The sequence below is a fragment of the Mesorhizobium sp. M7A.F.Ca.US.005.03.1.1 genome, from assembly GCF_003997975.1.
Taxonomy (GTDB): Bacteria; Pseudomonadota; Alphaproteobacteria; order Rhizobiales; family Rhizobiaceae; genus Mesorhizobium; species Mesorhizobium ciceri.
Map to the genome: position 1 here is coordinate 1 of NZ_RZRO01000098.1, position 24,533 is coordinate 24,533.

The following is a 24,533-nucleotide window of genomic DNA, read 5'->3' on the forward strand; positions in this document are numbered from 1 at the left end:
CGGTGCGGCTCGATCAGGGCTTCGGCCGCGACCGCGTGAAGGAACCGGCCGCGCGGCGCGAAAATCGGCTGATAGGCGCTGCGCAGCCGGAACTCGCCATACATGCCGTATTCGATGCCGACTTCGTCGACCCGGATCGCATCGCCGACATTGCGCCGCCGATCACCTCTCATGTCGCCACGCGGCGCCCAAAGGCCTTGACCGGCCGCGCCGAAGGCGTTGCCACGGCAGCAGCCGACGTGTCGACGGCGGCAGCGACAGGCGCCTGCCCGGCCTTGTCGAAGACGCCAAAGCTGGTCGGCGCCAATTCGGGTCGCGCCAGCACGAAACCCTGCACCATCGACGCACCCGATTTCTCGGCGAGCTCCAGTTGCCAGCCCTCCTCGATGCCTTCGAACACCGTATGGATGCCTTGCTCCTCGAAGTTCTTCACCATGGTGGTCAGCAACGCGAAGCCGGCGCCGGACTCCATCAGTTGCGTGATCCAGTAGGCATCGAACTTGACGATATCCGGCTTCAACTCCTTGACCCGGTTGATGTCGGAATCGTCGGCGCCATAATCGTCGACGGCGATGCGAAAACCGTTGGCTCTCAGTGCCGCGACGAAGCCGTGCAAGGCTTCCTGCGACGCCGATCGCTGCTCGGTCACCTCGCAGACGACGCGGCGCGGGTCGATGCCGGCCTCGTGCAGCACGAGCCGCATTTCGCGCAAGGCAGCGTCGGCAACAGTGCGTTCGGTGAACACCGACGGGTCGAAATTAACAAAGATCGACGCTTCCCGCGGCAGGCAGGCACCGGCGTTGAGAAGATGCAGCGTCCTGGTCAGCGCCTCGATATGCAGCCGGTCGGCGGCCGGACAGGTCGAGAAGAAATTGATCGGCGATTGTGGCTCGCCGTCGCGGAACGGTCGGATCAGCCCTTCGAACGCGACCACCGACAGCTTGCCTTCCTTGAAGGCGAAGATCGGCTGGAAAGCGCTTTGCAACGTGTAGATGCCCCAGACACCGGTGGAGGTGCCGTCGTCCTGACGGATGATGTGGGCAAGCCCGACGCTGCGCGACACGGTTCCTCGCTCCGCAATTGGTCTGCGATCCTGCCACTCAAGCCTCTACCGCTCGTTAATGAATTTATTGTTGCCGACCCCGGGTCCGATCACAGCTCCTTGAGACCTGGATCAGCCGACAATGCTTGCGTTGCGCGAAATCATGCGACATGAGAAGCGCCGCGGTCGCTCCTGGCCGCGCCGATCTTCCATGGAGACGTCAAGCTCATGGCCTTTCTTGCCGACACCCTTTCGCGCGTGAAGCCTTCCGCCACCATCGCGGTCACGCAGAAAGCGCGCGAGCTGAAAAATGCCGGCCGTGACATTATTGGCCTCGGCGCCGGCGAGCCGGATTTCGACACGCCCGACAACATCAAGAATGCGGCAATCGAGGCGATCCGCCGCGGCGAAACCAAGTATCCGCCGGTTTCGGGCATCGTGCCGCTGCGCGAGGCGATCGCAAAAAAGTTTAAGCGCGAGAACAATCTCGACTACAAGCCCGAGCAGACCATCGTCGGTACGGGCGGCAAGCAGATCCTGTTCAACGCCTTCATGGCGACGCTGAACCCCGGCGACGAGGTCATCATTCCTCGCCCCTACTGGGTCAGCTACCCCGAGATGGTGGCGATCTGCGGCGGCACCTCCGTGTTTGCCGACACCTCGATCGACAACGGCTTCAAACTGACCGCTTCCGTGCTGGAAAAGGCGATCACGCCGAAGACCAAATGGCTGCTGATGAACTCGCCGTCGAACCCGTCGGGTGCCGCCTATACCGAGGCCGAACTGCGCGCTCTGGCCGACGTGCTGTTGAAGCATCCGCATGTCTGGACGCTGACCGACGACATGTACGAGCACCTGACCTATGGCGATTTCGTCTTCAAGACCATCGCCGAGGTCGAGCCTAAGCTCTACGAGCGCACGCTGACCATGAACGGCGTGTCGAAAGCCTATGCAATGACCGGCTGGCGCATCGGTTATGCGGCGGGCCCGGTCCAACTGATCAAGGCGATGGACATGATCCAGGGTCAGCAGACATCGGGCGCCTGCACCATCGCGCAATGGGCATCCGTCGAGGCGCTGAATGGCCCGCAGGATTTCATCGCCAAAAACAAGGCGATCTTTCAAGGCCGTCGCGACCTCGTCGTCTCGATGCTCAACCAGGCGCGCGGCATCACCTGTCCGTCGCCGGAAGGGGCCTTCTATGTCTATCCCTCCTGCGCCCAGTTGATCGGCAAGAAGACCAAGGCCGGCAAGCCGATCGACACCGACGAAACCTTCTGCTCGGAATTGCTCGAAGCCGAGGGCGTCGCGGTGGTGTTCGGCTCGGCCTTCGGCCTCGGCCCCAACTTCCGCATCTCCTACGCCACCTCGGAGACGCTTCTGGAGGAAGCCTGCACGCGCATCCAGCGCTTTACGGCTTCGCTGACCTGAGCGGCGCACTTTGAACGCAGAACCCGGCTTCACTGCCGGGTTTTCAATGGGCCGTCAGCCTCACGCCTCGTGCTTGGTCTCTTTGGCCGAGCGCGCCTCGGCCGGCGCCAGCACGGCAACCAGCAGTGCGGCGGTGAGGAACGCGCCGATCGCTGCCGTCAGCATGGCGGCATGGAAGCCGCCGGCATAGGCGGCAGCATAGAGTTCATGCACGCCGCTTTCGCCCATCGCCGCATCGGTTGCGAAATCATGCCGCGAAATTGCAGCACGGGCGACCGCTTCCGCGTTGGCGACACCGGCATCGCCGAGATACCCGGTCAAAAGGTTGGTTGCCCGCATGCTCATCAAGGCGCCGAGCAAGGCGATGCCGATGGCAAGACCGCTCTGGCGGGTGGCATTGATGACCGCCGACACCATGCCCGAGCGTTCGCGCGGCGCATAGGACATGGCGGCAGCGCTGCCGGTCGGGATTGCAAGCGCATTGCCGAGGCCGCCGATGGCGAACAGAAGGCACAGCGTCGCGTAGGACGTCGAAGGACCGGCCCAGCACATGCCGAGCATGGACAGGCCGATAGCAACATAGCCGATGGTCATCAGCGCGGAGTGACCATAGCGCGCGCTCAGCCTGCCGATCCACGGCGACACCACGATCTGGACGATGAAGGCCGGCGCCATGCGCAGGCTGGTCTGCGTCGGCGACCAGCCCTGCACCTGCTGCAGGAACATCGAGAAGAAGAAGACGCTGGAATAGGAGGTGAAGCCGAGCGCGAACGAAGCGACATTGGCGACGGCAAAGCGGACGTCACGGAAGAGGCCAAGCGGCAGCATCGGCCGTGCCGTGCGCGCCTCGAAGCCGAGGAAAGCACCCAGGCCGACGACACCTGCGATGAGCGCCGTGACCGTCCTTGGCTCGCCCCAACCATTCTCGCCGGCCGAGATCAGGCCAAAGGTCAGCGCCCCCAGCCACAGGATGCTGAGAGCCAGGCCGACGAGATCGAGATGGGCATGTTCGGGATGCGCCGTCTCGTTGATCGAAGCAGCACCGAGCGCGATCGTGATCAGACCAAGCGGCAGGTTGATCAGGAAGATGCTTTGCCAGCCGACGGTCTCGACCAGGATGCCACCGAGGACGGGACCAACGAGCAGAGAGATGGCGGCGAACGACGCCCAGCCGCCAATGACGCCGGCGCGCTGGCGTGCATCGGGAAAGGCTTGCGTCAGGATCGACAGCGCGCCTGGAATGAGCAGCGAGCCGGCGATGCCCTGTACGACCCGGCCAGCCAGCAGCACCGGCAAATTGGGCGCGACGGCGCAGATCAGCGAGCCGGCCACGAAGATGCCGACGCCGGCCAGCCATGAGCGCTTGCGGCCATAGCGGTCGCCGATCAGGCCGGACGACAGCATGAAGGCCGACAGGCACAGCGTGTAGGCGTCGACCACCCATTGCAGGCCGCCGAAATCGGTTTGCAACGCCTGCTGGATGGTCGGCAGCGCGACATTGACGATGCTGACGTCGAGCAGAGCCACGAACGAACCAAGATAGACAGCGGCGACCAGGGGCAAACGGTGCTTTGACATGGCTATGTCCGGACGTGAGTTTCGCAAATTACTGGCCGACGGTCAGTTGAACGGGCGGCATGGCGCTGTCGATCCGGCGACTGAGTATGGCCTGCGCCATGGTACTGGACTCGCCGCGAGTCGCCCTCTTCTGAAAATGTTGCGGCTGGAATAGAAGCCGGGTTCCTGCGGACTGAGCATTCAGCCGTCATATTGTTCCGATGTCACCGCTTCCAGCCAGTCGGCATGGACATCGTCGAGCGCCTCCTGCATGGCGATATGCGTCATCGCCGATTTCGGCGCCGCGCCATGCCAGTGTTTTTCGCCAGGCGCGAACGAGATGACGTCGCCCGCCCTGATCTGCTGGACCGGGCCGCCCCACGTCTGGGCAAGCCCGGCGCCCACCGTCACGTAGAGCGTCTGGCCAAGCGGATGCGTATGCCAGTGGGTGCGCGCGCCCGGCTCGAAGCTGACCAGCGTGGCTCGCAGCCGCGCCGGCGCCTCTTTCTCGATGATCGGCGTCTGCAGCACCCGGCCGGTGAAGTATTTTTCCGGCGCGATGACGGTCGGCACGCTGCCGCAGGCAATGATCTTCATGGGTCGATGGTCCTTCAAAACAGCGGGCGACGGGTCGCCTGCTTCAGTTTCCGCCGATATCGGCCGACGTGCAACAGCTTCCGGCTGCCAGCCCCCTATATGGCCAGCACGGGTCCACGGCCGAGCAAAGGATTTCTATTTTCCTTGCCCTGCCGGCAAACAAGTGGGACGATGGCTTTGGGCAGGTGGACTTGAAAAGAACCCCGCCCGCGACGGTCGAACAGGCCGGCCGCCGCTCAGGACCGATTGACCACGCCTGAACCATGCATGCCAGTCGGTCCTGCGGGAAACGCCTGAGTGGAGGTCAGTCATGGGTACTCGCGCCGGAGGACGACGCACGGGACCGAAATGCATTGCCATAGTCGGTCCCTTCGCAAGCGGTAAGACGACACTTCTCGAAGCCATATTGGCCCGTACGGGCTCAATTCCCCGACAAAATCCCGTTTCATCAGGCAACACCGTTTCAGATCATTCGCCCGAGGCGCGCGCCCACGCCATGAGCGTCGAGGCGACGATCGCCACCACCGAATTCATGGGCGAGCAGATCACCTTCGTCGACTGTCCCGGCTCCATCGAATTCTCTTTCGAAGCCGAACCGGTGCTGGCCGCCTGCGACCTCGCGGTGGTCGTGGCCGAGGCCGATGAAAAGAAGATCCCTGCCCTGCAACTGATCATGCGCAAGCTCGACGATCTCGGCGTGCCGCGCATCCTGTTTCTCAACAAGGTCGACAAGGCAATCACCGGCGTGCGAGACACGCTGAAGATGCTGCAGCCGGCCAGTGCCGTGCCATTGCTGCTGCGCCAGATTCCGCTGCGCAAGGACGGCGTCGTCATTGGTTCGATCGACCTGGCGCTGGAGCGCGCCTACATCTATCGCGAATATGCCGAAAGCGAGGTGGCGCAGATTCCCGGCGACGAGAAGGCGCGCGAGCTCGAAGCGCGTTTCTCGATGCTGGAGACGCTGGCCGACCATGATGACCAGTTGATGGAACAGCTGCTCGAGGAGATCGAACCGCCAAAGGACGCGATCTTCGACGATCTCGCCGCCGACCTGCGCGACGGCGCGGTGACGCCGGTGCTGATCGGCACCGCCGAGAAAGGCAACGGCGTGCTGCGTCTCCTGAAGGCGATCCGCCACGACGCGCCCGACATCGAGGCGACCCGCAAGCGGCTCGGTGCACCCGACGGCGCGGCTACCCTGGTCCAGGTGATGAAGACCATCCACACCTCGCATGGCGGCAAGCTGTCGGTGTCGCGCATCCTCTCCGGCCAGGTCGTCGACGGTTCCGAACTCTGGCTGCCCGGCGGCGACACGGCCAAGGTTTCCGGCATCTACCGGATGCTCGGCAAGGACCAGTCCAAGCTCTCCAGCGCCAAGGCCGGCGATACGGTCGCGCTGGGCAAGCTGGACGAGGTCAAGACCGGCCAGACGCTGAGTTCGGCCAAGGGCGGCATCAAGCCGCTCGTCCAGTTCGAGCCGCCGCAGCCGGTCTTCGCCTTCGCGCTCCGCCCCAAGGAGCGCAAGGACGAAGTGAAGATGTCGGCTGCCATCCAGCGGCTGGCCGAGGAGGACCCCTCGCTCAGCCTGCGCCACAACCAGGACTCGGCTGAAACCGTGCTGTCGGGCCATGGCGAGATGCATCTGCGCGTGGTGCGCGAGCGGCTGGAAGGCAAGAACCAGATACCGGTCGAAGGCCATCCGCCGGCGGTGCCCTATCGCGAGACGATCCGCAAATCGGCGCAACAGCGCGGCCGTCACAAGAAACAGTCCGGCGGACATGGCCAGTTCGGTGACGTGGTGATCGAGATCAAGCCGCTGCCGCGCGGCTCCGGCTTCCAGTTCACCGACACCATCACCGGCGGCGTCGTGCCCAAGACCTACATCCAGTCGGTCGAGACCGGGGTGCGCGACTATCTGAAATCCGGGCCGCTGGGCTTTCCGGTCGTGGATGTCGCAGTCAACCTGTCGGACGGCTCCTACCATGCGGTCGATTCCTCCGACATGGCCTTCCAGATGGCGGCCAGGCTGGCAATGAAGGAAGGCATGGCCGCGTGCTTGCCGGTGCTCCTGGAGCCTGTGATGAAGGTCGAGATCGTCACACCCTCCGACGCCACCTCGAAGATCATCGCTCTCATCCCGCAACGGCGCGGCCAGATACTCGGCTACGACGCGCGGCCTGGCTGGCCAGGATGGGATGTCGTCGAGGCAACCATGCCGCAAGCCGAGATCGGCGACCTGATCATCGAGTTGCGCTCGGCGACCGCGGGCGTCGCCAGCTACCGTGCCGTCTTCGACCACATGGCCGAACTCACCGGCCGTCTGGCCGACGAGGCGATGAACACCAACGGCAAGGCTGCCTGATGGCGTAGCGTTCCTCTCGAACCTGATTCGAGGGGGACAAAAGAAAACGACGTCCGGCGGGGACCGGACGTCGTTTTGTTCGCGGACCGTTTCCTTGGGAGGTAAAACGGCAGGTCCGCCGCATTTGGTGCCGCCGAGTTCGGCGGAAAAACGGTTCGGACGCGGTAGCCGCCTGAGCCCGGGCCGTACGAGTGATGCCCCCATCTCCCGTCCGAACCACACCGCGTCCTATGATCCACATAGCAGGTCGCGGGCGCCCGGGCTATGTTACCAGAGGTTACATGTCACCGTTACGTGGCAATTGTGATGGAATTTTTTGCCGGCCCAACAGAACACAGGCAACAAAAAAGCCGGATCAATGAAGATCCGGCTGAGTTTGATTGGAGTGCCTGTTAAGGCTAACCTCCAGAGGGGAACACTCGAGGGCGCTAATGGGAGGAGAACGCGCCCAGGAGATGATCTATATATGTGCTCATCATGCCCAAGAAACAAGCATCTATTTTGCAACACACGCATGCAAAAAGACGCAGGCTGTGGTCTAACCCATTCCAGAAGCCAATAGGACCAGCAGAATCGTCGAAATGGGCCGCCGAATCGGGCAATTGCAACTACAGAATCGCCGATCTCGGCTGGCTTTCGGTTCAAAATGCCAAAACCGGGCAATGATGTGGAAGCAGGCAGCAGGCGTGCATTTCTAAGGCAATCGGGGAGGAGGCAGCCAATGCGGACGTTTTCGGCGATCGCCGGCAGTGCGGCCTTCTTCATCGCGGCGCCCTGCGTGGTTGCCGGGCTGGTGCCATGGCTGTTGACAGATCGCTGGGGCTTGCCGTGGTCTGGTCTGCCGGGCTTTGTCCCTGTCGGCGGGCTTCTGATCGCCGTCGCGATCGCAGCACTGCTGCATGCCTTCGGTCGATTCGCGCTTGAGGGCCTCGGCACGCCCGCTCCGGTCGCGCCAACCGAGAGGCTGGTGATCGGCGGCATCTACCGTCATGTCCGCAACCCGATGTATGTCGCCGTGCTGTCGATCATCCTCGGCCAGGCATTGCTGTTCTCGAGCTGGACGCTGGCCGCTTATGCGGTCATCGGCGCGATCGCCATGGGCTCTTTCGTGCGGTTCTACGAGGAGCCGACTTTGGCTCACCGGTACGGCGCCGAATACGACGCCTACCGCCGCAACGTACCCGGCTGGTTGCCTCGACTGTCGCCCTGGCGGGGGTAGGTGAAACCGGCAGCGCCGTCTCAGGGCATGTTGAGGCTCAGGTCGGGCCAGGCAATCGACATGTCCTTAGAATGACCAGCTTCTCGCCTTGGCGATGATAAAGTCCCGGAACACGTGCAGCTTGGCCTGGTTCTTCATCGCGTCCGGATAAGCAAAATAGGTGTCGAAAGACGGCACCTCGGTCTCCGGCAGCAGCTGCACGAGGTCGGAGTCCTTGCTGATCACATAGTCGGGCAGCATGGCGATACCGGCACCGCCCTGCACCGCCCGCTTGATCGACAATATGTCGTTGATCTGCAGCGTCGGCACCCTTTGTCCGCCTTCGAAATCACCGACCGTTTCCAGCCAGTTCAGCTCCGACAGATGCGACGGCACCGGCACGCCGAAGGTGACGATGCGATGGGCCTTCAGCTCGGCGACGGAAGACGGCCTGCCATGCTTGGCGACATAGGATGGGGCCGCGTAGAGGTGGAAATGCACGGTGAACAGGCGGCGCTGGATCAGGTCCGGCTGCTGCGGCTGGCGCAGCCGAATGGCGCAATCGGCCTGGCGCATGGTGAGATCGAGCTCCTCGTTGGCGAGGATCAACTGCAGGCTGATTTCAGGATAGAGTTCGATGAATTCCTGCACCCGCTCGGTTAGCCAGCCGGCGCCCAGCCCCACCGTCGTCGTCACCCGCAGCACGCCCGACGGGCGATCCTTGGTCTCGGTCAGCCGGGACTTGATGGTCTCCAGTTTCATCAGCACGTCATGCGCCGTGCGAAACAGCATCTCACCCTGCTCGGTCAACACCAGCCCGCGGGCGTGGCGGTTGAACAGCGGCACGCCGACATCATGCTCGAGCGCGCTGACCTGCCGCGAGATCGCCGATTGTGACAGATGCAATGTCTCGGCCGCATGGGTAAACGACCCCGCCTCCGCCGCAGCGTGAAACACGCGTAGCTTGTCCCAGTCCAACGCCATGATTCCCCTCGTTCTGTTTTGGCGTCTGAATGAAAAATCAGGCTTTTACACGGCGTTTCTAAGCCGCTCTCTGAACTCTCTACTCGGCCGCTTCGCGATGCACTTCGATGCCGGCCAGATACTTCTCCGCCTCGAGTGCGGCCATGCAGCCAAGCCCCGCTGCCGTCACCGCCTGGCGGTAGATATCGTCGGTCACATCGCCGGCCGCGAACACGCCCGGCACATCGGTGCGGGTCGAATCCGGCGCCGTCCACAGATAGCCGTTCGGCTTCTGCTTGAGCTTGCCGGCGAACAGTTCAACCGCCGGCGCATGGCCGATGGCCACGAACACGCCGTCGATCTTGAGGTGCGACACCTCGCCGGTCACCGCATGCTTGAGCTTCAGCCCCACGACCGAGGGCGGCAGCGGCGTCTTGCCGGGCCGACCGGTGATCTCGTCGACGATCGTGTCCCAGATGACGCGGACATTGTCCTTCTTCAGAAGCCGCTCGCGCAGGATACGTTCGGCGCGAAAATCGCTGCGCCTGTGGATCACCGTCACGCTCTTGGCGAGATTGGACAGATAGAGCGCCTCTTCCACCGCCGAATTGCCGCCGCCGATCACCGCGACATCCTTGCCCCGGTAGAAGAAGCCGTCACAGGTGGCGCAGGCCGAGACTCCAAAACCCATAAAGTCCTGCTCGGTCGGGATGCCCAGCCATTTCGCTTGCGCGCCGGTCGCGATGATCAGCGCGTCGGCGGTGTAGGTGGTGCCGGAATCGCCCTTGGCACGGAACGGTCGCACGTTGAGGTCGACCTCGGTGATGATGTCGTTGATGATGTCGGTGCCGACATGCTCGGCCTGTTTCAGCATCTGCTCCATCAGCCACGGACCCTGGATCGGGTCGGCGAAGCCGGGATAGTTCTCGACATCGGTGGTGATCATCAACTGCCCGCCCTGCTGCAGGCCGGCGACCAGCATCGGCTTCAGCATGGCGCGGGCGGCGTAGACCGCCGCCGTATAGCCGGCCGGGCCGGAACCGATGATGAGAACGGGCGCGTGCTTGGTGGTCATCTAAAGCCTCTGCGGAGGGCTGCCGGCAATTGCGGCATGGAAAACTCGATCATTGTCGCGCGTAATGTAAGTGTTGCCCACGACGCCAGCAAGGCAAGTTGGAGTTCGTCCCCGGAAAGCTTTGTCACACCCTGTCGCCCGCGGATCCCGCGAAATATTCCGGGCGAAGGATGGAATGGACAGCGAAGTCGTTTAATTACAAAATCACGCAAGATTCTTGCGTGTTGCCCCTCATGATCGAGAGCCCCCATGCCGCTCAAGGCCGACCTCGACGCCATCGACTGGAAGATCCTGCGCGAATTGCAGGGCGACGGCCGCATGACCAATGTCGAACTGTCGAACCGCGTCGGCATTTCGGCACCGCCATGCCTGCGCCGCGTCAAGCGCCTGGAGGAAGCCGGCATCATCCGTGGCTACCGCGCTCTGCTCAACGCACCAGCGCTCGGCCTTGATGTCGTTGCCTTCTGCCTGGTCGGCCTGCATCATCAAGCCGATGCCGAGCTGCGCATCTTTGCCGAGCGCACCCGCGGCTGGCCGATCGTACGCGACGCCTGGATGGTGTCGGGCGAATCCGATTTCCTCCTGCATTGCGTGGCGAGCGACCTCGGCGCCTTCCAGACCTTCGTCATCGAGGAACTGACCTCGACCCCGAATGTCGACACGGTGCGCACAGCGCTCACCATCCGCCGGGTCAAGGACGAAGGCTTGGTCTCGTTCGCACAGCCTTGAGCCGGTGAACCGCAACCGGCTTTCGCCGATGCGGCTTGAACGCCTCGCCATATCAGCGCCGCTTTGGCGTTCGATAGGCACTTCTGTGAAGCCGGATGTCCTGCCGTAGCCGCCTTGCTGGTTTCCTAGAGCAATTCCAGAAAAAGTGTGTAACGGTTTTCCTGGGAAAAGCGCATAGCGCTTTCGGGATTGCATAATACAGGTGGCGCAGGGCAGCCCAATTCCGAGAACAGTGTGCCGTGGGGTGGGACGATGACTCGATTTTCTAGCCCGGTTTCGGCGCTGGTCATCTGTATGAACGAGGCCGACATGATCGGCGAATGCCTGGAGAGCGTCGACTTCTGCGCCGAGATCATCGTCGTCGATTCAGGCTCGACGGACAGCACTCTGGACGTCGTCAATGCGTTCATCGCCAAGGGCTACCCGATAAGGCTGTTTCACAATGATTGGCCGGGCTTTCCTCGTCAGCGGCAATTCGCGCTCGATCAGGCCACCCAACCGTGGTGCCTTTCGATTGAAGCCGACGAGGCCATCGATGACGTTCTCAGGCAGTCGATCATGAGTGTGACGCAGCTTGGGAATGACGCTTTCGACGGATGGTATATCAGGCGCCGCGACAAGCTGAAGGGTTACGGCTATGCGCACCGCTGGGTGCTTCACAACAGGCTGCTGCGGCTTTTCCGGCGCGACAAGGCAACCATGGACCTCAATCTGCGGGTCCATGAGTCGTTCGAGGTGCCGGGCGAAACCGGCACCATAGAAAATGGCGTGCTGCTGCATCGCCGCGAAATGACTATTGCCGAGGATCTGGCGAGAGCCAACACCTACTCCAGCCTCAAGGTCGCCACGCTGGTCGAACGAGCCAAGAAGCCTGGCCTGATAAGACTGGTGCTGTCGCCGCTTGGCAACTTCCTGAAGTTTTACCTGGCCAAGCGCTACTTCCTGTGCGGCCGGCACGGGTTCGTCTATTCGATGCTGGTGATGGTGTATTCGTTCGCCACCGAGGCCAAGCTCTATGAAGCCTGGCGGGACAACGATCGGGTATAGACCGTTAGGGCGCGCCCGAGGCGGCCCCAAGTCCAGCTATTGCGGCGAGCAGGCCGTCGAAGTCCGCGCGGTCGCACCAAGGCCGAATTGTGAAGCCCCGTCGGACAGCCGCTTGCCCGTCCACCAGCCAGCCCTGCGAGAGGCCGGCGCGTTGTCCCGCCTCCATGTCGGCCTCCTTGTCGCCGACGATCAGCGAACGCCGCAGATCGAGCCCGAGGCGCCTGGCCGCCTCCAGCAGCATGCCCGGATTGGGCTTGCGCATCGGATGATCTGCGGCCGCGAGCGGGCCGGAGCCCGCCTCGTGATAGGCGCAGGCAAGGACCATGTCGACGAACGCATTGTCGGCGCGTAGCAGTTCGAGCACGCGGCCATTGACGGCGGCGAAATCGCTCCAGCCGAAATAGCCGCGCGCGATGCCGGACTGGTTGGTGACGACGATGACGGGAATGCCGGCCCCGTTGGCGGCGGCTATCACCGCGGCTATATCCGCGCGCAGCACCATTTCGCCAGGATCATCCGGATAGCCCGTATCGATATTGATGGTGCCGTCGCGGTCGAGGAACAGCGCCGGAGAGCCGGCGGCGAACACCTTTGAGCCGACCTGCTCGACCCACAGGCCCGGCTCAGCCAGCGGATAGCGGCCAGAGGTCGTGGGATCAGCCATTGCTGAGGCGCGCTTCGACCACCTCGCACAGATGATGATAAAGGCACAGATGCCCCTGCTGGATGATCGGCGTCGAGGTCGACGGAACGTTGAGCAGAATATCGGACAGAGGTTTCAGCTTGCCGCCGGTATCGCCGGTCATGCCGATCACCGTCATGTCCATCCTCCGTGCCTGTTCGGCGGCGGCGAGGATGCTCGGCGAATTGCCGCTGGTCGAGATTGCCAGAAGCACGCCGCCGGCCGCGCCATGCGCCTCGACCTGGCGCGAAAACACCGTGTCGAAGCCATAGTCGTTGCCCCAGGCGGTCAGCACCGCCGCATTGGCCGGCAGCGCGATGACATTGTAGGCCTTGCGCTCCTTGAGAAAGCGGCCGACCAGTTCGCCGGCAATGTGGATGGCGTCGCTGGCCGAGCCGCCATTGCCGGCGATGAGCAAGGCCTTCCCCGACGAAAGCGCCGTCACCACCGCGCTCGCTGCCCGCTCCATCTCACCGGTCAGGTCCCGTTCGACCATGGCTGATATGGCAGCCGCCGAGCGGACAAGGTAATCGTTCAAGTCGGACATGAAACCCTCAGTTTGTGGTGCCGCCGGCGCGCAATTTGCCAATGGTGTTGGTGGTGCTTTTTCCAGCGACGAGATCGACCAGCACGACGCGTCCGCCGGCCTTCTGCACCACATCGGCGCCGACCACGGTATCGACCGTGTAATCGGCGCCCTTGACCAGTATGTCGGGCAGCAGCGCTTCGATCAGCGCCAGCGGCGTATCTTCCTCAAACACCACGACCGCGTCGACCGAGGCGAGTGCTGCCAGCACGCAGGCGCGGTCGTGCTGGTCGTTGACCGGCCGGCCGGCGCCCTTCAGGCGCCGCACCGAGGCATCGCTGTTGAGGCCGAGCACCAGCCGGTCGCACTGGCTTCGCGCCGCGTGCAGCAAGCTGACATGGCCGGCATGCAGGATGTCGAAGCAACCATTGGTGAAGCCGACGCTCAGGCCCTCTTCCTTCCACGCCGCCACCATGCGGGCGGCCGATGTGGCGTCGAGGATGGCGTCCTTGTGGGCGGTCGGCCCATGTGAACGGAACAGCGCGCCGGTGAGTTCCTCGACCGTCAGCCGCGCTGTGCCGCGTTTTCCCACAACGACGCCACCAGCGGCATTGGCGATCGAAGCGGCCATGACCGTATCGGCGCCTACGGCCAGCGCCAGCGCGAAGCTCGCGATCACCGTATCGCCGGCGCCCGAAACGTCGAACACTTCGCGCGCCTGGGTGGCGATGTGGCGCGCCTCGTCGGGGCCGACCACGCTCATGCCCTTTTCGCTGCGCGTCGCAACGACGAAATCGAAACCATGTGCCGAAATCAGCTGGCGCGCGGCAGCCACGATCTCGTCATCGGCGAACACCGCATGGCCGACGGCCTCGCCGAGTTCCTTGCGGTTGGGGGTGATGGCGGTCGCCCCGGCATAGCGCGCGTAATCGCGGCCCTTAGGGTCGACCAGCACCGGCTTTCCAGCCTCGCGGCAGATGGCGATCAAGTCGCCGGCGACGCCGTCGAGCAGGATGCCCTTGCCGTAATCGGACAGGATGACGATGTCGGCGTGCGCCAGCGCGGCGCGGAAATGGCGGATCAGGCCGGCTCGCTCCGCGGCGCCGAGCGGCTTGATCTCCTCTTCATCGAAACGCAGCACCTGCTGGTTGAGCGCGCTGAAGCGGCTTTTGGACGATGTCATGCGACCAGGCTCCTGCGCGAGGCCCGCCGTATCGGCGCCAAGTTCCCGCAGCATCCGCACCAGACTGTCGCCCGCCAGATCGGCGCCGATTACGGAAACGGGGACAGCGGCAGCGCCGAGCGAAACGATGTTGGCCACGACATTGCCGGCGCCGCCCATGGTCGAGGTCTCGCCGCGCCCATGCAGCACCGGGATCGGCGCTTCCGGCGAGATCCGCTCAATGACGCCGTTGACGAAACGATCGAGGATGAAGTCGCCGACCACCAGCACGGTGGCCTGGCCGAACCGCGCAATGGCGCGGTGCAATGGTTCTGGAGAAGGCGGATTGTGCTTGATCATGTCACTGGCAACGCGAGGGTAAGGCAAATCTCAATCGTGATGAAAATTGTCAATTTACGGGCCGGATCGTTCATGCCTGCCGATATACCGCAAATCCACGCAGCGCAACGTCAGGACATGACCCGCGACTGTCCGATGCGTCAGCTCTTCTGCAGGGCAACATGGACGCCCAGCCCGACCAGCACCGCCCCTCCCGCCCGCTGCATCAGCCGCTGGGCGCGGCTCGAACGCCGCAGGCGGCCGATCACGGCGCCCGCCAGGAACACGCAGACGATATCGGCCGAGGAGAACATCAGATTGACTATCGTGCCGAGCACGACGAACTGCAGCCAGACCGGAAACGCCGCCGAGGCGTCGATGAATTGCGGCAGGAACGCCATGAAGAAGATCGCTGTCTTCGGATTGAGCACCTCGACGGTGATGCTCTCGAAAAAGGCGCGCCGCGCCGATTTGCGCTCGATGGCAGGCAGCGCCGCATCGCCGTCCGTGCGCTTGCGAAACAGCGAGATGCCAAGCCAGATCAGATAGAGCGCACCGACCAGCTTGACCGCCAGGTAGAGCGTCGGCACGGCATGAAACAGCACCGACAGCCCGGCGGCCGCGGCGAAAACATGCACGTAGCCGCCCAGATGAATGCCCAGCGCCGCCGTCAGGCCGGACCAGCGGCCGCGCGCCATCGTCTGCGCGGCGGCATAGAGCATGGCCGGGCCTGGAATGTAGGCGAAGATCGCTGTGGTGGCGAAAAACGCGATGAGCAGTTCGGTCGATGGCATTTTTGGTCCCTCACGATCGTGCTCTGCCCTGTCGATTCAGTCCGCGCGCGGGATTGCTTTGGACTGACCCGTGCGGACAACCGCAGTAAAAGCGAACATAATTTTCTTGTGAAATGACGGGCTGAACGCGCCAATTCGCGCACCCGGCTCGAAATAGGCCGACGCTTCCAGGATATCATGATTGTACTCATCGACCATGACCCAAAGGGGCATAGGATCGAGGCCCGCACGGTGGCGTTCAATTTCCGGGATGCTGACTGCAACGCGATCACGACCCGGCTGTGTGGAAGTGATTGCAAGTATGAAGAGGTTGGTACCCCCGGCTTTCCCAGGAAGGACAGCCACAAAGGCCACAGGCCGTGACTTCCGGCCTTCGGTCTCGCCGTCTCCGTGTTGGCGATGCCAAAAATATGGATATCGCCAGACGTCCGCAGCAGCGGGTTTAATCACGGTCCAATTCCGCGGCGTACTCCTCGAGCATCTCGACATGTTCGGTCGGGGCGTCCTTCGCAGCGTAGACGCGGCGGCTGTCGTTGCCGAAGCGCGCTTCGTAGGCCTCGATGCTCATCAGGACGTATCTCGGCTTGTTGTGGCGAGTGATGGAGACCGGCTGCTGGCTGGCAGCTGCAAGCACATCTCCAAGATTCTGTTTCAGATCGGTCGACGGATAGTTTTTCATGGGATACCCTGTTTTGTCCATAATAGACAAAATGGACAAAACAGACAAGCGCATAAAATGGCAGGACAGGCGCATGCACCTGGCTTTGTCGACAGCCCGGCTAGCCTCCCCTATAAGGACCGGAATCGCAAAGCAACCAGAGGTCCTTCATGATCATCGTCACGGGCGGCGCCGGCATGATCGGCTCCAACATCGTCGCCGCGCTGAATGCCGAAGGGCATGACGACATCCTCGTCGTCGACGACCTTACCGACGGTCACAAGATCGTCAATCTTGCCGATCTCAAGATCGCCGACTATCTCGACAAGGACGATTTCCTGCCCCGCATGGAGGCCGGCTCGCTCGGCCGCATCGAGGCCGTGTTCCACCAGGGCGCCTGCTCGACCACCACCGAGTGGAACGGCAAATTCATGATGGAGGTGAATTACGCCTTCTCGAAACGGTTGCTGCATGCAAGCCAGACTTTGCGCGTGCCTTTCCTTTATGCCTCCTCGGCTTCCGTCTATGGCGGCGGCTCGGAGTTCCTCGAGGAACCCGCGTTGGAACGGCCGCTCAACGTATACGCCTATTCCAAGAAGCTGTTCGACGACTATGTCAGGCGAACCGTGTTCGCCGGGCAGGCCGACCATTCACAGGTCGTAGGCTTGCGCTACTTCAACGTCTATGGCCCGCGCGAAGCGCACAAGGGCGCCATGGCTTCCGTCGCCCTCCATCTGTTCAACCAGGTCGAGCGAGGCGAGAACCCGAAACTGTTCGGCGCCTATGACGGGTTCGGACCCGGCGAACAAAGCCGTGACTTCATCCATGTCGGCGATGTCGCCGACGTCAATCTGTGGCTGTGGAAACGGGGCTCAAGCGGCATCTTCAATTGCGGCACCGGCCGTGCCCAGCCCTTCCGCGCCATCGCCGAAACGGTGATCGACACGTTGGGTAAAGGGGAGATTGAATTCATCCCCTTTCCCGACCATCTCAAGGGCAGCTACCAGAGCTTTACGCAAGCTGATATGTCCCGTTTGCGCGCGGCCGGTTACAATGGCCAATTCCGGACAGTGGAAACCGGTGTCAGAGACTATGTCGAATGGCTGAAAGCCCAACGATCCTCGTGATCGGCCCACGCTGGGTGGGCGACATGGTGATGGCGCAGTGCCTGTTTTCGGCGCTGAAGGAGTTGCATCCCAACGCCGCCATCGATGTGCTGGCTCCGGCCTGGGCAGCACCCCTGGTCAAGCGCATGCCCGAAATCCGCCAGCAGATCGATTTTCCGCTCAAACCCGGCGCGCTCGAATTCACCCATCGCCGCCGCTTCGGCCGCCTGCTGCGCGGCCGCTACGACATGGCCTATATCCTGCCGGGCAGCTGGAAGTCGGCGCTGATTCCGTTCTTTGCCCGCATTCCGCGCCGTGTCGGCAATCTGCGCGAGATGCGCTATGGCCTGCTGACCGACATCGTGCCATTGCCCGACAGCATCAAACGACGCACCGCGCAGGCCTATTTCGGCCTTGCCCAAGGCGGCAGTTTCCGGGCGCCACGGCTTAGCGTGGACACGAAAAACCAGGTCGACCTGCTCGGCCGTTTCGGGCTGGCGCCGCAGAAATTCGTGGCCCTGATGCCCGGTGCGGAATTCGGCCCTGCCAAGCGCTGGCCCAGCGAAAGCTATGCCGGGCTTGCCAGCGGTTTCATGGGCAAAGGCTTGAAGGTTGCGCTGTTCGGCTCGAAGAACGACCGCGACGTGACGGCGGAGATCGCAGCCCTGGTCCCCGGCGTCGTCGACCTCGCCGGACAGACGCGGCTGGAGGACGCCATCGACCTGATATCCGCCGCCAGGCTGGCTGTGTCCAATGACAGCGGACTGATGCATGTCGCGGCCGCCGTCGGCACGCCGATCGTCGCCGTCTACGGCTCGACCTCGCCCGAAAACACGCCACCGCTGGCGGAGCGCCGCGAGCTGGTCTGGCTCGGCCTGTCGTGCTCGCCCTGCCACCAGAAGGTCTGTCCGCTCGGCCACCTCAACTGCCTGAAGACGCTGGAAGTCGGCCAGGTCGCGGCAGCGGCGGACCGGCTGCTGGAAATTCCGGCCGCGGCATGAAGGTGCTGATCGTCAAGACGTCGTCGATGGGCGATGTCATCCACACCTTTCCGGCGGTCGAGGATGCCCGTCGCCACCGCCCGGACCTGACCTTCGACTGGTGCGTCGAAGAGGCATTCGCCGGAATCGTCGCGCTTCACCCGGCGATCGACAAGATTCATACGGTGGCGATCCGGCGCTGGCGCAAGGCGCTGCTTGACGGCGCCACCTGGCGCGAGGCGGCCGCCCTGCGCCGCACCTTGCGCAATTGCCGCTACGATCTGGTCATCGACGCGCAAGGCCTGCTGAAATCGGCCCTGGTGGCAAGACAGGCGGGCTCACCCATTGCCGGCTTCGACCGTTCGAGCGCGCGCGAACCCTCAGCGACGCTGTTCTACGATGCCACGTATGCCGTCCCGCGCGACCTCCACGCCATCGAACGGACGCGGCGGTTGTTTGGCCTGGCGCTCGCCTATCAACCCGATCTTTCGACGCTGGACTCCGGCATCGTGCCGCCCGCCGGCACCCTGGCGGGCACTTCTGGAAAAACCGCCTTCCTGCTGCACGGAACCAGCCGCGAAGACAAGAAATGGCCGGCCGAAGACTGGATCGGAACCGCCCGCCTCCTGATTGAGCGGGGGATGACGCCGGTCACGACCTGGTCGAACGAGCGTGAGAAAACCGTAGCCGAGGCAATCGCAGGCGCCGTGCCGTCAACGATCGTGGTACCGAAATCGCCGCTGTCCGAAATCGCCGCGACTATCGGCGGCTCGACGCTGGTTATCGGCGCCGACACCGGGCTGACCCATCTTGCCAGTGCCTTTGGCCTGCCGACGGTCGCAATTTTCCTGGCAACAGAGCCGGGTCTGACCGGCCCGCGCGGACGCTACGCATCGACACTGCTGGCCTCGCATGGGGGGCGTGTTGTGCCGGTGGAGGTAGTGGCGGAAGCAGAAAAGCTATTGGCACTTAAACTACAAGCGCCGGCATAGGACCTTTCAGAATTCGCTCTGGCGAGTCGAATAGCGTGGTTCTTCGAGAACCGGAGCGGCGCGTACTTAAAGTACGTGAGCACCGGAAGCGCAGAAAACCGCCCGCGCATGACCCCGAAAATCGTGATTGATTTTCGGAAAGGGATCATGCGCTAACTGAAAATCCTACAGCGTCCTTTGCGCGTCCGAGAGGACGCGCGGCGCTGTAGTCGGCCGCCAGAGTAGAATTATCAAAGGTCCTAGATGAACTGCACCTGGACGATCTCATACCCCCTGGCGCCGCCAGGCGCGTTGACCTCGATGGCATCGCCGACTTCCTTGCCGATGAGCGCACGCGCGATCGGCGAGGAGATCGAGATGCGGCCGGACTTCACGTCCGCCTCCTGGTCGCCGACGATCCGGTAGGTCTTCTTTTCCTCGGTGTCCTCGTCGACCAGCACCACGGTGGCGCCGAACTTGATCTTGTCGCCGCTGAGCTTGCTGACGTCGATCACCTCGGCGCGCGCAATATAATCTTCAAGCTCGTTGACGCGGCCCTCGTTGAGGCTCTGCGCCTCTTTGGCGGCATGATATTCGGCATTTTCGGACAGGTCGCCATGCGAGCGCGCTTCGGAGATCGCCTCGATGATGCGCGGCCGCTCTTCCTGCTGGCGCCAGCGCAGTTCTTCCTTCAATGACGCGAACCCCTCGCCTGTCATCGGGACCTTGTTCATGATGCCTGCCTTTCCTGCTGCCACCCCCGCGTATCGGGGAAAGCCTTGTCGATGGGTACAAAAAGAAAACGGGTCCGGCAGCCTCGAGCTTACGGAACCGTTTCACCGCAATTTCCCTGAATATAGCAATGTCAGCGGGTTTTTCACGCCCAAAAATCGGTTTTGCTAAAATCATCCCCGTTTTCATCAGTCGGGGGCGATGAATGAGACCGGGGGCAACAAAAAACGGCCGCGATCGCTCGCGGCCGCTTGGAAGAGCCCTGGGATCTTTTCAGCTTCTCATGAAATGGTCGATCTGCTCGGCCAGCATGCCATATTCACGCGAACCCTTGCCGGTCCGCTTCTCGATTTCCATCAACTGCTGCTGGGCGCCGGCCAGATCGCCGATCTGCAGATGCGCTTCGCCGAGATATTCGCGCACCAGCGTGTAGTTCGGATCGATGCGCAGCGCTTCCTCGTAATAGCCGAGGCCGACGGTGACGCGGCCGGAATGGCGGTGCGAATAGCCGAGATAGTTGAGGATGCGCGGATCCTGCTTGTTGGCGGCGAGGCTGAGCACGGCAATCGCCTCGTCATAGCGCCCGGCCATCGCCAGCGCGTGGCCTGCATCATAGATGCTGTCGTCGTCGAGCATGCCTTCCTGGGGCGCGACGCACTTTTTCTTCTTCTTGTCCCAGACCTGGCCCTTCTTGCACTGGGTGACGGTTTCGTCACCGCCGCTGCCGCCGCTGCCGGCGGCGTACACGGGAACAGCGAGGAACTGCAGCGCGAGAAGCGCGGTCGCAGCCTGGATCAGCATTCTTTTATGCATCGAAACCTCCTGGAGGGTGAGAATGCAATACTAACGCCGGTCGGCTTGCGTTTCATCCCGGAAAAATGCGGGCGGGAGAACATCAGGTGACGGATGCCGCGAATCCGCTATCATCCGGCAAACGACCTGAGGGAGACGGCCCTTGCAGCGGCGGCTTGAAAAGGACTGGGAGCTTTCGATCGGCCCCGACACGGTGCGCCTGTTCATCCTCAAGGCCAAGGCACTGAGTGCGGCCGTCAATGAAGACTATGCCGATGGCGCCGAGCACGAGGTCGAACTCGACGGCGAGTCCCATGTCAACCATCACCATGACGGCCTTGCCGAGGAAAGCTCCGAGAACCTGACCGAAGAAGAGCTACGCGAGCTGATCAACGACCTCAATGTCGATGAAGCAGCCGAGCTGATCGCGTTGGCCTGGGTCGGTCGCGGCGACTACGACGCCACCGAATGGGCGGACGCGCTGGCCGCCGCGCGCGAACGCGCCAACAAGCGCACCGCGAAATACCTGCTTGGCATGCCGCTGCTCGCCGACTGGCTGGAGGAAGGGCTGGAAGCGATCGGTGCGTAACGGAGCGGTTACCGTTCGTGATGCGGCCAAGGCAACCACCTTGCGTCGGCGCCGTTGAGGGCGATGGGGTCGATCGTCTTTTCCCGAATATGCAGGATTGCGTTGACCGTGGCCGTCACGGCCTTGCTGGTGATGCCGGTCGAGGCGAGACATCGCCATCGGCATCATAAGCCCCCGACGCCGCGGGTCGAGCAGCCGCTGACACCACGAGCCGACCAGCCCCTGAAACCAAGGGGCGGAAAGCGTTTGAAACCACGGCGCCACCGGCAGGTCACGCCAAAGCAGACACAGCAGAAAACGCAGGCATCGCTGCCCTCGCCTGCCGATGTTCCCGTGCCCGAACCCGGCACTCCGATAATCCAACCCGGCATTCCGGTGCCCGAACCACGCCCGGCGGACGCACCAAAGGCTGAAGCTGCAAAGACCGAGGAGCAAAAGCGCGTAGGGCCGAAGGCCGCGGAAGCGCCCGACCGTTTCAAGGAAGAAAAATCCCACCAGGAAAAGCAGGCACGTCCCGAGCCATTGGCTCCGGAGCCATCAACCGGGGAAAACGAGCCGGAGCCGCCGGACGTCGCGCCAACGCCGACACGAAAGCCTGACATTGCAGAACCCGAGGCCCAGCCGCCAACCGTCGCCCCGCAGCCACCGCAAAAGCCGGCCGATGCGGACGAGGAGAAGATGCTGCCCGATCCGCGCTCGGCCGACGTGCCAGATGAAAAAATGCCGGCCGAGGAAGTCGCATGCCGCGAACGGTTAAAGACGCTCGGCGTCGAATTCGAAGAGCACAAGGCGGAAAGCCAGCCCGAAATCGGCTGTTCGATTCCCTACCCCATCGTGCTGAAGACCCTTGGAAAGTCGATCGCGATTGCCCCAGGCACCGAGCTCAACTGCAAGATGGCCGAGGCGACGGCGCGTTTTGCCGCCGATGTCATCCAGCCGGCGGCAAAGGCCGAATTCGGTGCGGACCTGAAATCGATCGGCCAGGCATCGGCTTTTGTCTGCCGGCCACGCAACGGCACACGAAAACTGTCGGAACACGCGTTCGGCAACGCGCTCGACATCGCCAGCTTCACGCTGTCGGACGGCAAGAAGATCGAGGTCGGCCCGGCGCCGCCGGAGAAAGACGCCAAATTCCTCAACAATGTTCGCAAGGCCGCCTGCGGACCCTTCAAGACGGTGCTCGGCCCAGGCGCCGACGCCGATCATTCCCTGCATTTCCATCTCGATCTCGAACCGCGCCGTCATGGCGGAACGTTCTGCCAGTGATCATGGCTGATCCAGGCCGCGTGCCGCAATTCGGCCGCAGGCATGAACGCGGACGCTGAGTTTTCCTTTACCCTTGATCGTTAAAATGCCGGATATCCATCAACGGGATTCCGCCAATGGCCGGCAAATTTCGGGCCGTGTTTTTCGCCACCGCGCGCCAGTCAAAATATGCAGCAATGCTGCCCGCCGGTCTGGCGCTGGCGGCGCTTTCCGCCTGCAACACCGGCAGTGTGCTGTCGCTGCAGCCGGCCGTCGACGTCGGCGCGCAGACGGCTGCCGTGCCGCAATATGCCGGCATGCAGAAGCTTGTCCCTTCCAATCCGTACATGACGCAGGCCGCTTATCCGCGCATGGACGAGCCGATGTCGCCCGTCGAGCAGATGCCGGCCAGCGAAACCGACTGCCGTCAGCAATTGAAGCGCCTCGATGTCGCCTACACCGACCTGGCGCCGATCCATGAAGGCCAGTGCGGCATCGATTATCCGGTCAAGGTCTCGGCCATCGGCAACATCCAGATGAAACCCGCCGCAACCCTGACCTGCGACATGGCAGCTACCTTTGCCGGCTGGACGAAGAACGAACTCGTTCCCTCCGCCCGCTGGCGTTATTTCTCCGGCGTCAAGACCATACACCAGGGCTCCAGCTATTCCTGCCGCCGGATTGCCGGCGAAGGCGTCCTGTCCGAACACGGCAAGGGCAATGCGCTCGACGTCATGAGCATCGAGCTCAACAATGGCGACGACATCGACGTGCGCAAGCCCGGCCTGTTCGCCTTCCGCACCCGTGGCTTCCTCAACAATGTGCGCGCCGACGGCTGCCAGTACTTCACCACCGTGCTCGGCCCCGGCTACAATTACGACCACCGCAACCATTTTCATTTCGACATCAAGAACCGCAAGAACGGTTATCGCGCCTGCCGTTAGATCGGTGCCGGGTATCCTTTGCCTGAATGCCATGACAACGCCTAATGTGATGCCGGAACATTTGAGCGGCATTCATGGGTCAACGAAGCGTTCGGCGACGCATTATGATCTGGGCGGCGACCTTGTTGGCCGCGTATCTGGCGCTCGCCTATTTCGCCGCACCGGAATTCTGGACGTTCCGCGATCGAGGTTTTCGCACGCATCGCTTCGAGATGCTGACGCACACGCCGCAAGGCATTCCGGGCGACCCGATCAATGTCGGCCTTGTCGGCACGCAGAAGGAGGTGGTCCACGCCTTTGCCGTTGCCGGCTGGGACACTGCCGACGCCGTCACCCTGAAGACCGCGATCGAGATCGGTGAAAGCGTGCTGTTCGACCACCCCTATCCCGATGCGCCGGTCAGCAGGCTGCTGTTCGATGGCCGTGCCCAGGATCTCGCCTTCGAAAAGCCGGAGGGCATCAGCGCCGACCGACGGCATCATGTCCGCTTCTGGCAGACCGATGCAAGCGGCGACGATGGCCGGCCGCTGTGGCTGGGCTCGGCCAGCTTCGATCGCGCCGTCGGCTTCAGCCACGACACCGGCGCCGTCACCCACCATATCGGCCCCGACATCGACGCCGAGCGCGATTTCCTGATGCGCGACCTGGCCACTGCCGGCATGCTGCTCTCGACCAGCGACATATCGGGCGTCGGCGCCACCAAGGCGGGACGCAATGGCGGCGGCGATCTCTATTTCACGGACGGCGAGGCAATTGTCGGCGTGTTGAAGCAGTTGCCATGACATCGCAAAAGTCAGGTCGTCGTGATCACGATCTTGCCGAACGGCCCTTTCTCCAGATGTTGCAAGGCCTGCGGCACCTCATCGAAGCCAAAAACCTTGTCGATGACCGGCTTGATCGCCAGCGCCTCGATCGCCTGATTCATACGCTCGAAAGCACGGCGATGGCCGATCGACAGGCCCTGCACGGTGATGCGGTTGCGCATGAAGGGCAGGATGGGAAAGCTGAGCTC

General features: G+C 62.9%; 26 protein-coding genes and 1 pseudogene. 12 read left to right on the forward strand and 15 right to left on the reverse strand.

Annotated elements, in window-relative coordinates:
* Window positions 1–173, reverse strand: a pseudogene (locus tag EN990_RS36335) (EAL domain-containing protein); the annotation flags it as partial.
* Window positions 170–1,063, reverse strand: a complete 894-nt coding sequence (locus EN990_RS28610) for an EAL domain-containing protein (RefSeq protein WP_127388457.1) — start codon at window positions 1,061–1,063, stop codon at window positions 170–172. The pseudogene EN990_RS36335 and the gene EN990_RS28610, both read right to left, overlap by 4 nt.
* Window positions 1,064–1,270: 207 nt before the next feature.
* Between EN990_RS28610 and EN990_RS28615 the strand changes: the two genes are divergently transcribed.
* On the forward strand, window positions 1,271–2,473 hold the full coding sequence (locus EN990_RS28615) for a pyridoxal phosphate-dependent aminotransferase (RefSeq protein WP_064994526.1): 1,203 nt from the start codon (window positions 1,271–1,273) through the stop codon (window positions 2,471–2,473).
* 60 nt (window positions 2,474–2,533) lie between these two features.
* On the opposite strand, the gene EN990_RS28620 is transcribed toward EN990_RS28615, so the two are convergent.
* Window positions 2,534–4,051, reverse strand: a complete 1,518-nt coding sequence (locus EN990_RS28620; protein ID WP_127368157.1) for an MFS transporter — start codon at window positions 4,049–4,051, stop codon at window positions 2,534–2,536.
* A 180-nt stretch (window positions 4,052–4,231) separates the two neighbouring features.
* Window positions 4,232–4,627, reverse strand: a complete 396-nt coding sequence (locus tag EN990_RS28625; RefSeq protein WP_013530082.1) for a cupin domain-containing protein — start codon at window positions 4,625–4,627, stop codon at window positions 4,232–4,234.
* A gap of 310 nt (window positions 4,628–4,937) precedes the next feature.
* Here EN990_RS28625 and EN990_RS28630 point away from each other — a divergent pair, with 310 nt between their 5' ends.
* Both EN990_RS28630 and EN990_RS28635 read left to right on the forward strand, forming a co-directional pair.
* Entirely contained in the window at window positions 4,938–6,989 is a 2,052-nt protein-coding gene (locus EN990_RS28630; protein ID WP_127368156.1) for an elongation factor G, read from the forward strand.
* A gap of 721 nt (window positions 6,990–7,710) precedes the next feature.
* Window positions 7,711–8,208 carry an isoprenylcysteine carboxylmethyltransferase family protein gene (locus tag EN990_RS28635; RefSeq protein ID WP_027162108.1) on the forward strand — a complete coding sequence of 166 codons (498 nt, stop codon included), beginning with the start codon at window positions 7,711–7,713 and terminating at the stop codon, window positions 8,206–8,208.
* A gap of 66 nt (window positions 8,209–8,274) precedes the next feature.
* Here EN990_RS28635 and EN990_RS28640 read toward each other — a convergent pair whose 3' ends face one another.
* Entirely contained in the window at window positions 8,275–9,171 is an 897-nt protein-coding gene (locus tag EN990_RS28640) for a LysR family transcriptional regulator (RefSeq protein ID WP_013530079.1), read from the reverse strand.
* A gap of 79 nt (window positions 9,172–9,250) precedes the next feature.
* Window positions 9,251–10,225 (reverse strand): thioredoxin-disulfide reductase, encoded by a 975-nt coding sequence (gene trxB, locus EN990_RS28645; RefSeq protein WP_127368155.1) that lies wholly within the window; start codon window positions 10,223–10,225, stop codon window positions 9,251–9,253.
* Window positions 10,226–10,474: 249 nt separating this feature from the next.
* Here trxB and EN990_RS28650 point away from each other — a divergent pair, with 249 nt between their 5' ends.
* A complete protein-coding gene (locus EN990_RS28650) occupies window positions 10,475–10,954 on the forward strand; it encodes an Lrp/AsnC family transcriptional regulator (RefSeq protein ID WP_023809735.1) in 480 nt (159 codons plus the stop codon).
* 252 nt (window positions 10,955–11,206) lie between these two features.
* Window positions 11,207–12,001, forward strand: coding sequence for a glycosyltransferase family 2 protein (locus EN990_RS28655; RefSeq protein WP_063172903.1), 795 nt, complete (start codon window positions 11,207–11,209; stop codon window positions 11,999–12,001).
* 4 nt (window positions 12,002–12,005) lie between these two features.
* Here the strand turns inward: EN990_RS28655 and EN990_RS28660 are convergent, their stop codons facing one another.
* From EN990_RS28660 to EN990_RS28685, 6 genes are all read right to left on the reverse strand, one after another.
* The gene (locus EN990_RS28660; protein WP_127368154.1) at window positions 12,006–12,665 is read right to left on the reverse strand and encodes an HAD-IIIA family hydrolase; all 660 of its coding nucleotides are present in this window, start codon (window positions 12,663–12,665) and stop codon (window positions 12,006–12,008) included.
* Window positions 12,658–13,230, reverse strand: a complete 573-nt coding sequence (locus EN990_RS28665) for an SIS domain-containing protein (RefSeq protein WP_024504153.1) — start codon at window positions 13,228–13,230, stop codon at window positions 12,658–12,660. Before EN990_RS28665 ends, EN990_RS28660 begins: the two co-directional genes overlap by 8 nt.
* A gap of 7 nt (window positions 13,231–13,237) precedes the next feature.
* Complete coding sequence (gene rfaE1 / locus EN990_RS28670) at window positions 13,238–14,731, reverse strand: D-glycero-beta-D-manno-heptose-7-phosphate kinase (RefSeq protein ID WP_063168811.1); 1,494 nt, start codon at window positions 14,729–14,731, stop codon at window positions 13,238–13,240.
* A gap of 140 nt (window positions 14,732–14,871) precedes the next feature.
* The gene (locus EN990_RS28675; protein ID WP_127368153.1) at window positions 14,872–15,504 is read right to left on the reverse strand and encodes a LysE family translocator; all 633 of its coding nucleotides are present in this window, start codon (window positions 15,502–15,504) and stop codon (window positions 14,872–14,874) included.
* Between the two features lie 36 nt (window positions 15,505–15,540).
* Complete coding sequence (locus EN990_RS28680) at window positions 15,541–15,954, reverse strand: hypothetical protein (protein WP_245460886.1); 414 nt, start codon at window positions 15,952–15,954, stop codon at window positions 15,541–15,543.
* The gene (locus EN990_RS28685) at window positions 15,947–16,183 is read right to left on the reverse strand and encodes a type II toxin-antitoxin system Phd/YefM family antitoxin (RefSeq protein ID WP_024504156.1); all 237 of its coding nucleotides are present in this window, start codon (window positions 16,181–16,183) and stop codon (window positions 15,947–15,949) included. The genes EN990_RS28680 and EN990_RS28685 overlap by 8 nt, the downstream gene beginning before the upstream one ends.
* 149 nt (window positions 16,184–16,332) lie before the next feature.
* Between EN990_RS28685 and rfaD the strand changes: the two genes are divergently transcribed.
* Genes rfaD through waaC form a run of 3 tightly spaced genes read left to right on the forward strand, consistent with a single transcriptional unit; the run spans window position 16,333 to window position 19,240 of the window.
* Complete coding sequence (gene rfaD / locus EN990_RS28690; RefSeq protein WP_127368152.1) at window positions 16,333–17,289, forward strand: ADP-glyceromanno-heptose 6-epimerase; 957 nt, start codon at window positions 16,333–16,335, stop codon at window positions 17,287–17,289.
* Complete coding sequence (gene waaF / locus EN990_RS28695) at window positions 17,262–18,269, forward strand: lipopolysaccharide heptosyltransferase II (protein WP_127368151.1); 1,008 nt, start codon at window positions 17,262–17,264, stop codon at window positions 18,267–18,269. Before rfaD ends, waaF begins: the two co-directional genes overlap by 28 nt.
* The gene (gene waaC / locus EN990_RS28700) at window positions 18,266–19,240 is read left to right on the forward strand and encodes a lipopolysaccharide heptosyltransferase I (RefSeq protein ID WP_024504158.1); all 975 of its coding nucleotides are present in this window, start codon (window positions 18,266–18,268) and stop codon (window positions 19,238–19,240) included. Before waaF ends, waaC begins: the two co-directional genes overlap by 4 nt.
* A gap of 239 nt (window positions 19,241–19,479) precedes the next feature.
* Here waaC and greA read toward each other — a convergent pair whose 3' ends face one another.
* Both greA and EN990_RS28710 read right to left on the reverse strand, forming a co-directional pair.
* A complete protein-coding gene (greA, locus tag EN990_RS28705; RefSeq protein ID WP_013530066.1) occupies window positions 19,480–19,953 on the reverse strand; it encodes a transcription elongation factor GreA in 474 nt (157 codons plus the stop codon).
* A 271-nt stretch (window positions 19,954–20,224) separates the two neighbouring features.
* Window positions 20,225–20,764, reverse strand: a complete 540-nt coding sequence (locus EN990_RS28710) for a tetratricopeptide repeat protein (protein WP_013530065.1) — start codon at window positions 20,762–20,764, stop codon at window positions 20,225–20,227.
* 142 nt (window positions 20,765–20,906) lie between these two features.
* Here EN990_RS28710 and EN990_RS28715 point away from each other — a divergent pair, with 142 nt between their 5' ends.
* The 4 genes from EN990_RS28715 (at window position 20,907) to EN990_RS28730 (ending at window position 24,303) form a co-directional block, all read left to right on the forward strand.
* Window positions 20,907–21,332 (forward strand): DUF3775 domain-containing protein, encoded by a 426-nt coding sequence (locus EN990_RS28715; RefSeq protein WP_013530064.1) that lies wholly within the window; start codon window positions 20,907–20,909, stop codon window positions 21,330–21,332.
* A 132-nt stretch (window positions 21,333–21,464) separates the two neighbouring features.
* A complete protein-coding gene (locus tag EN990_RS28720) occupies window positions 21,465–22,598 on the forward strand; it encodes an extensin family protein (protein WP_164753939.1) in 1,134 nt (377 codons plus the stop codon).
* A 116-nt stretch (window positions 22,599–22,714) separates the two neighbouring features.
* On the forward strand, window positions 22,715–23,521 hold the full coding sequence (locus EN990_RS28725) for an extensin family protein (protein WP_127369064.1): 807 nt from the start codon (window positions 22,715–22,717) through the stop codon (window positions 23,519–23,521).
* 74 nt (window positions 23,522–23,595) lie between these two features.
* Entirely contained in the window at window positions 23,596–24,303 is a 708-nt protein-coding gene (locus tag EN990_RS28730; protein WP_127369063.1) for an LssY C-terminal domain-containing protein, read from the forward strand.
* An 11-nt stretch (window positions 24,304–24,314) separates the two neighbouring features.
* Here the strand turns inward: EN990_RS28730 and EN990_RS28735 are convergent.
* On the reverse strand, window positions 24,315–24,533 hold a 219-nt coding region (locus EN990_RS28735; protein WP_164766170.1), incomplete at its 5' end, for a zinc-binding dehydrogenase.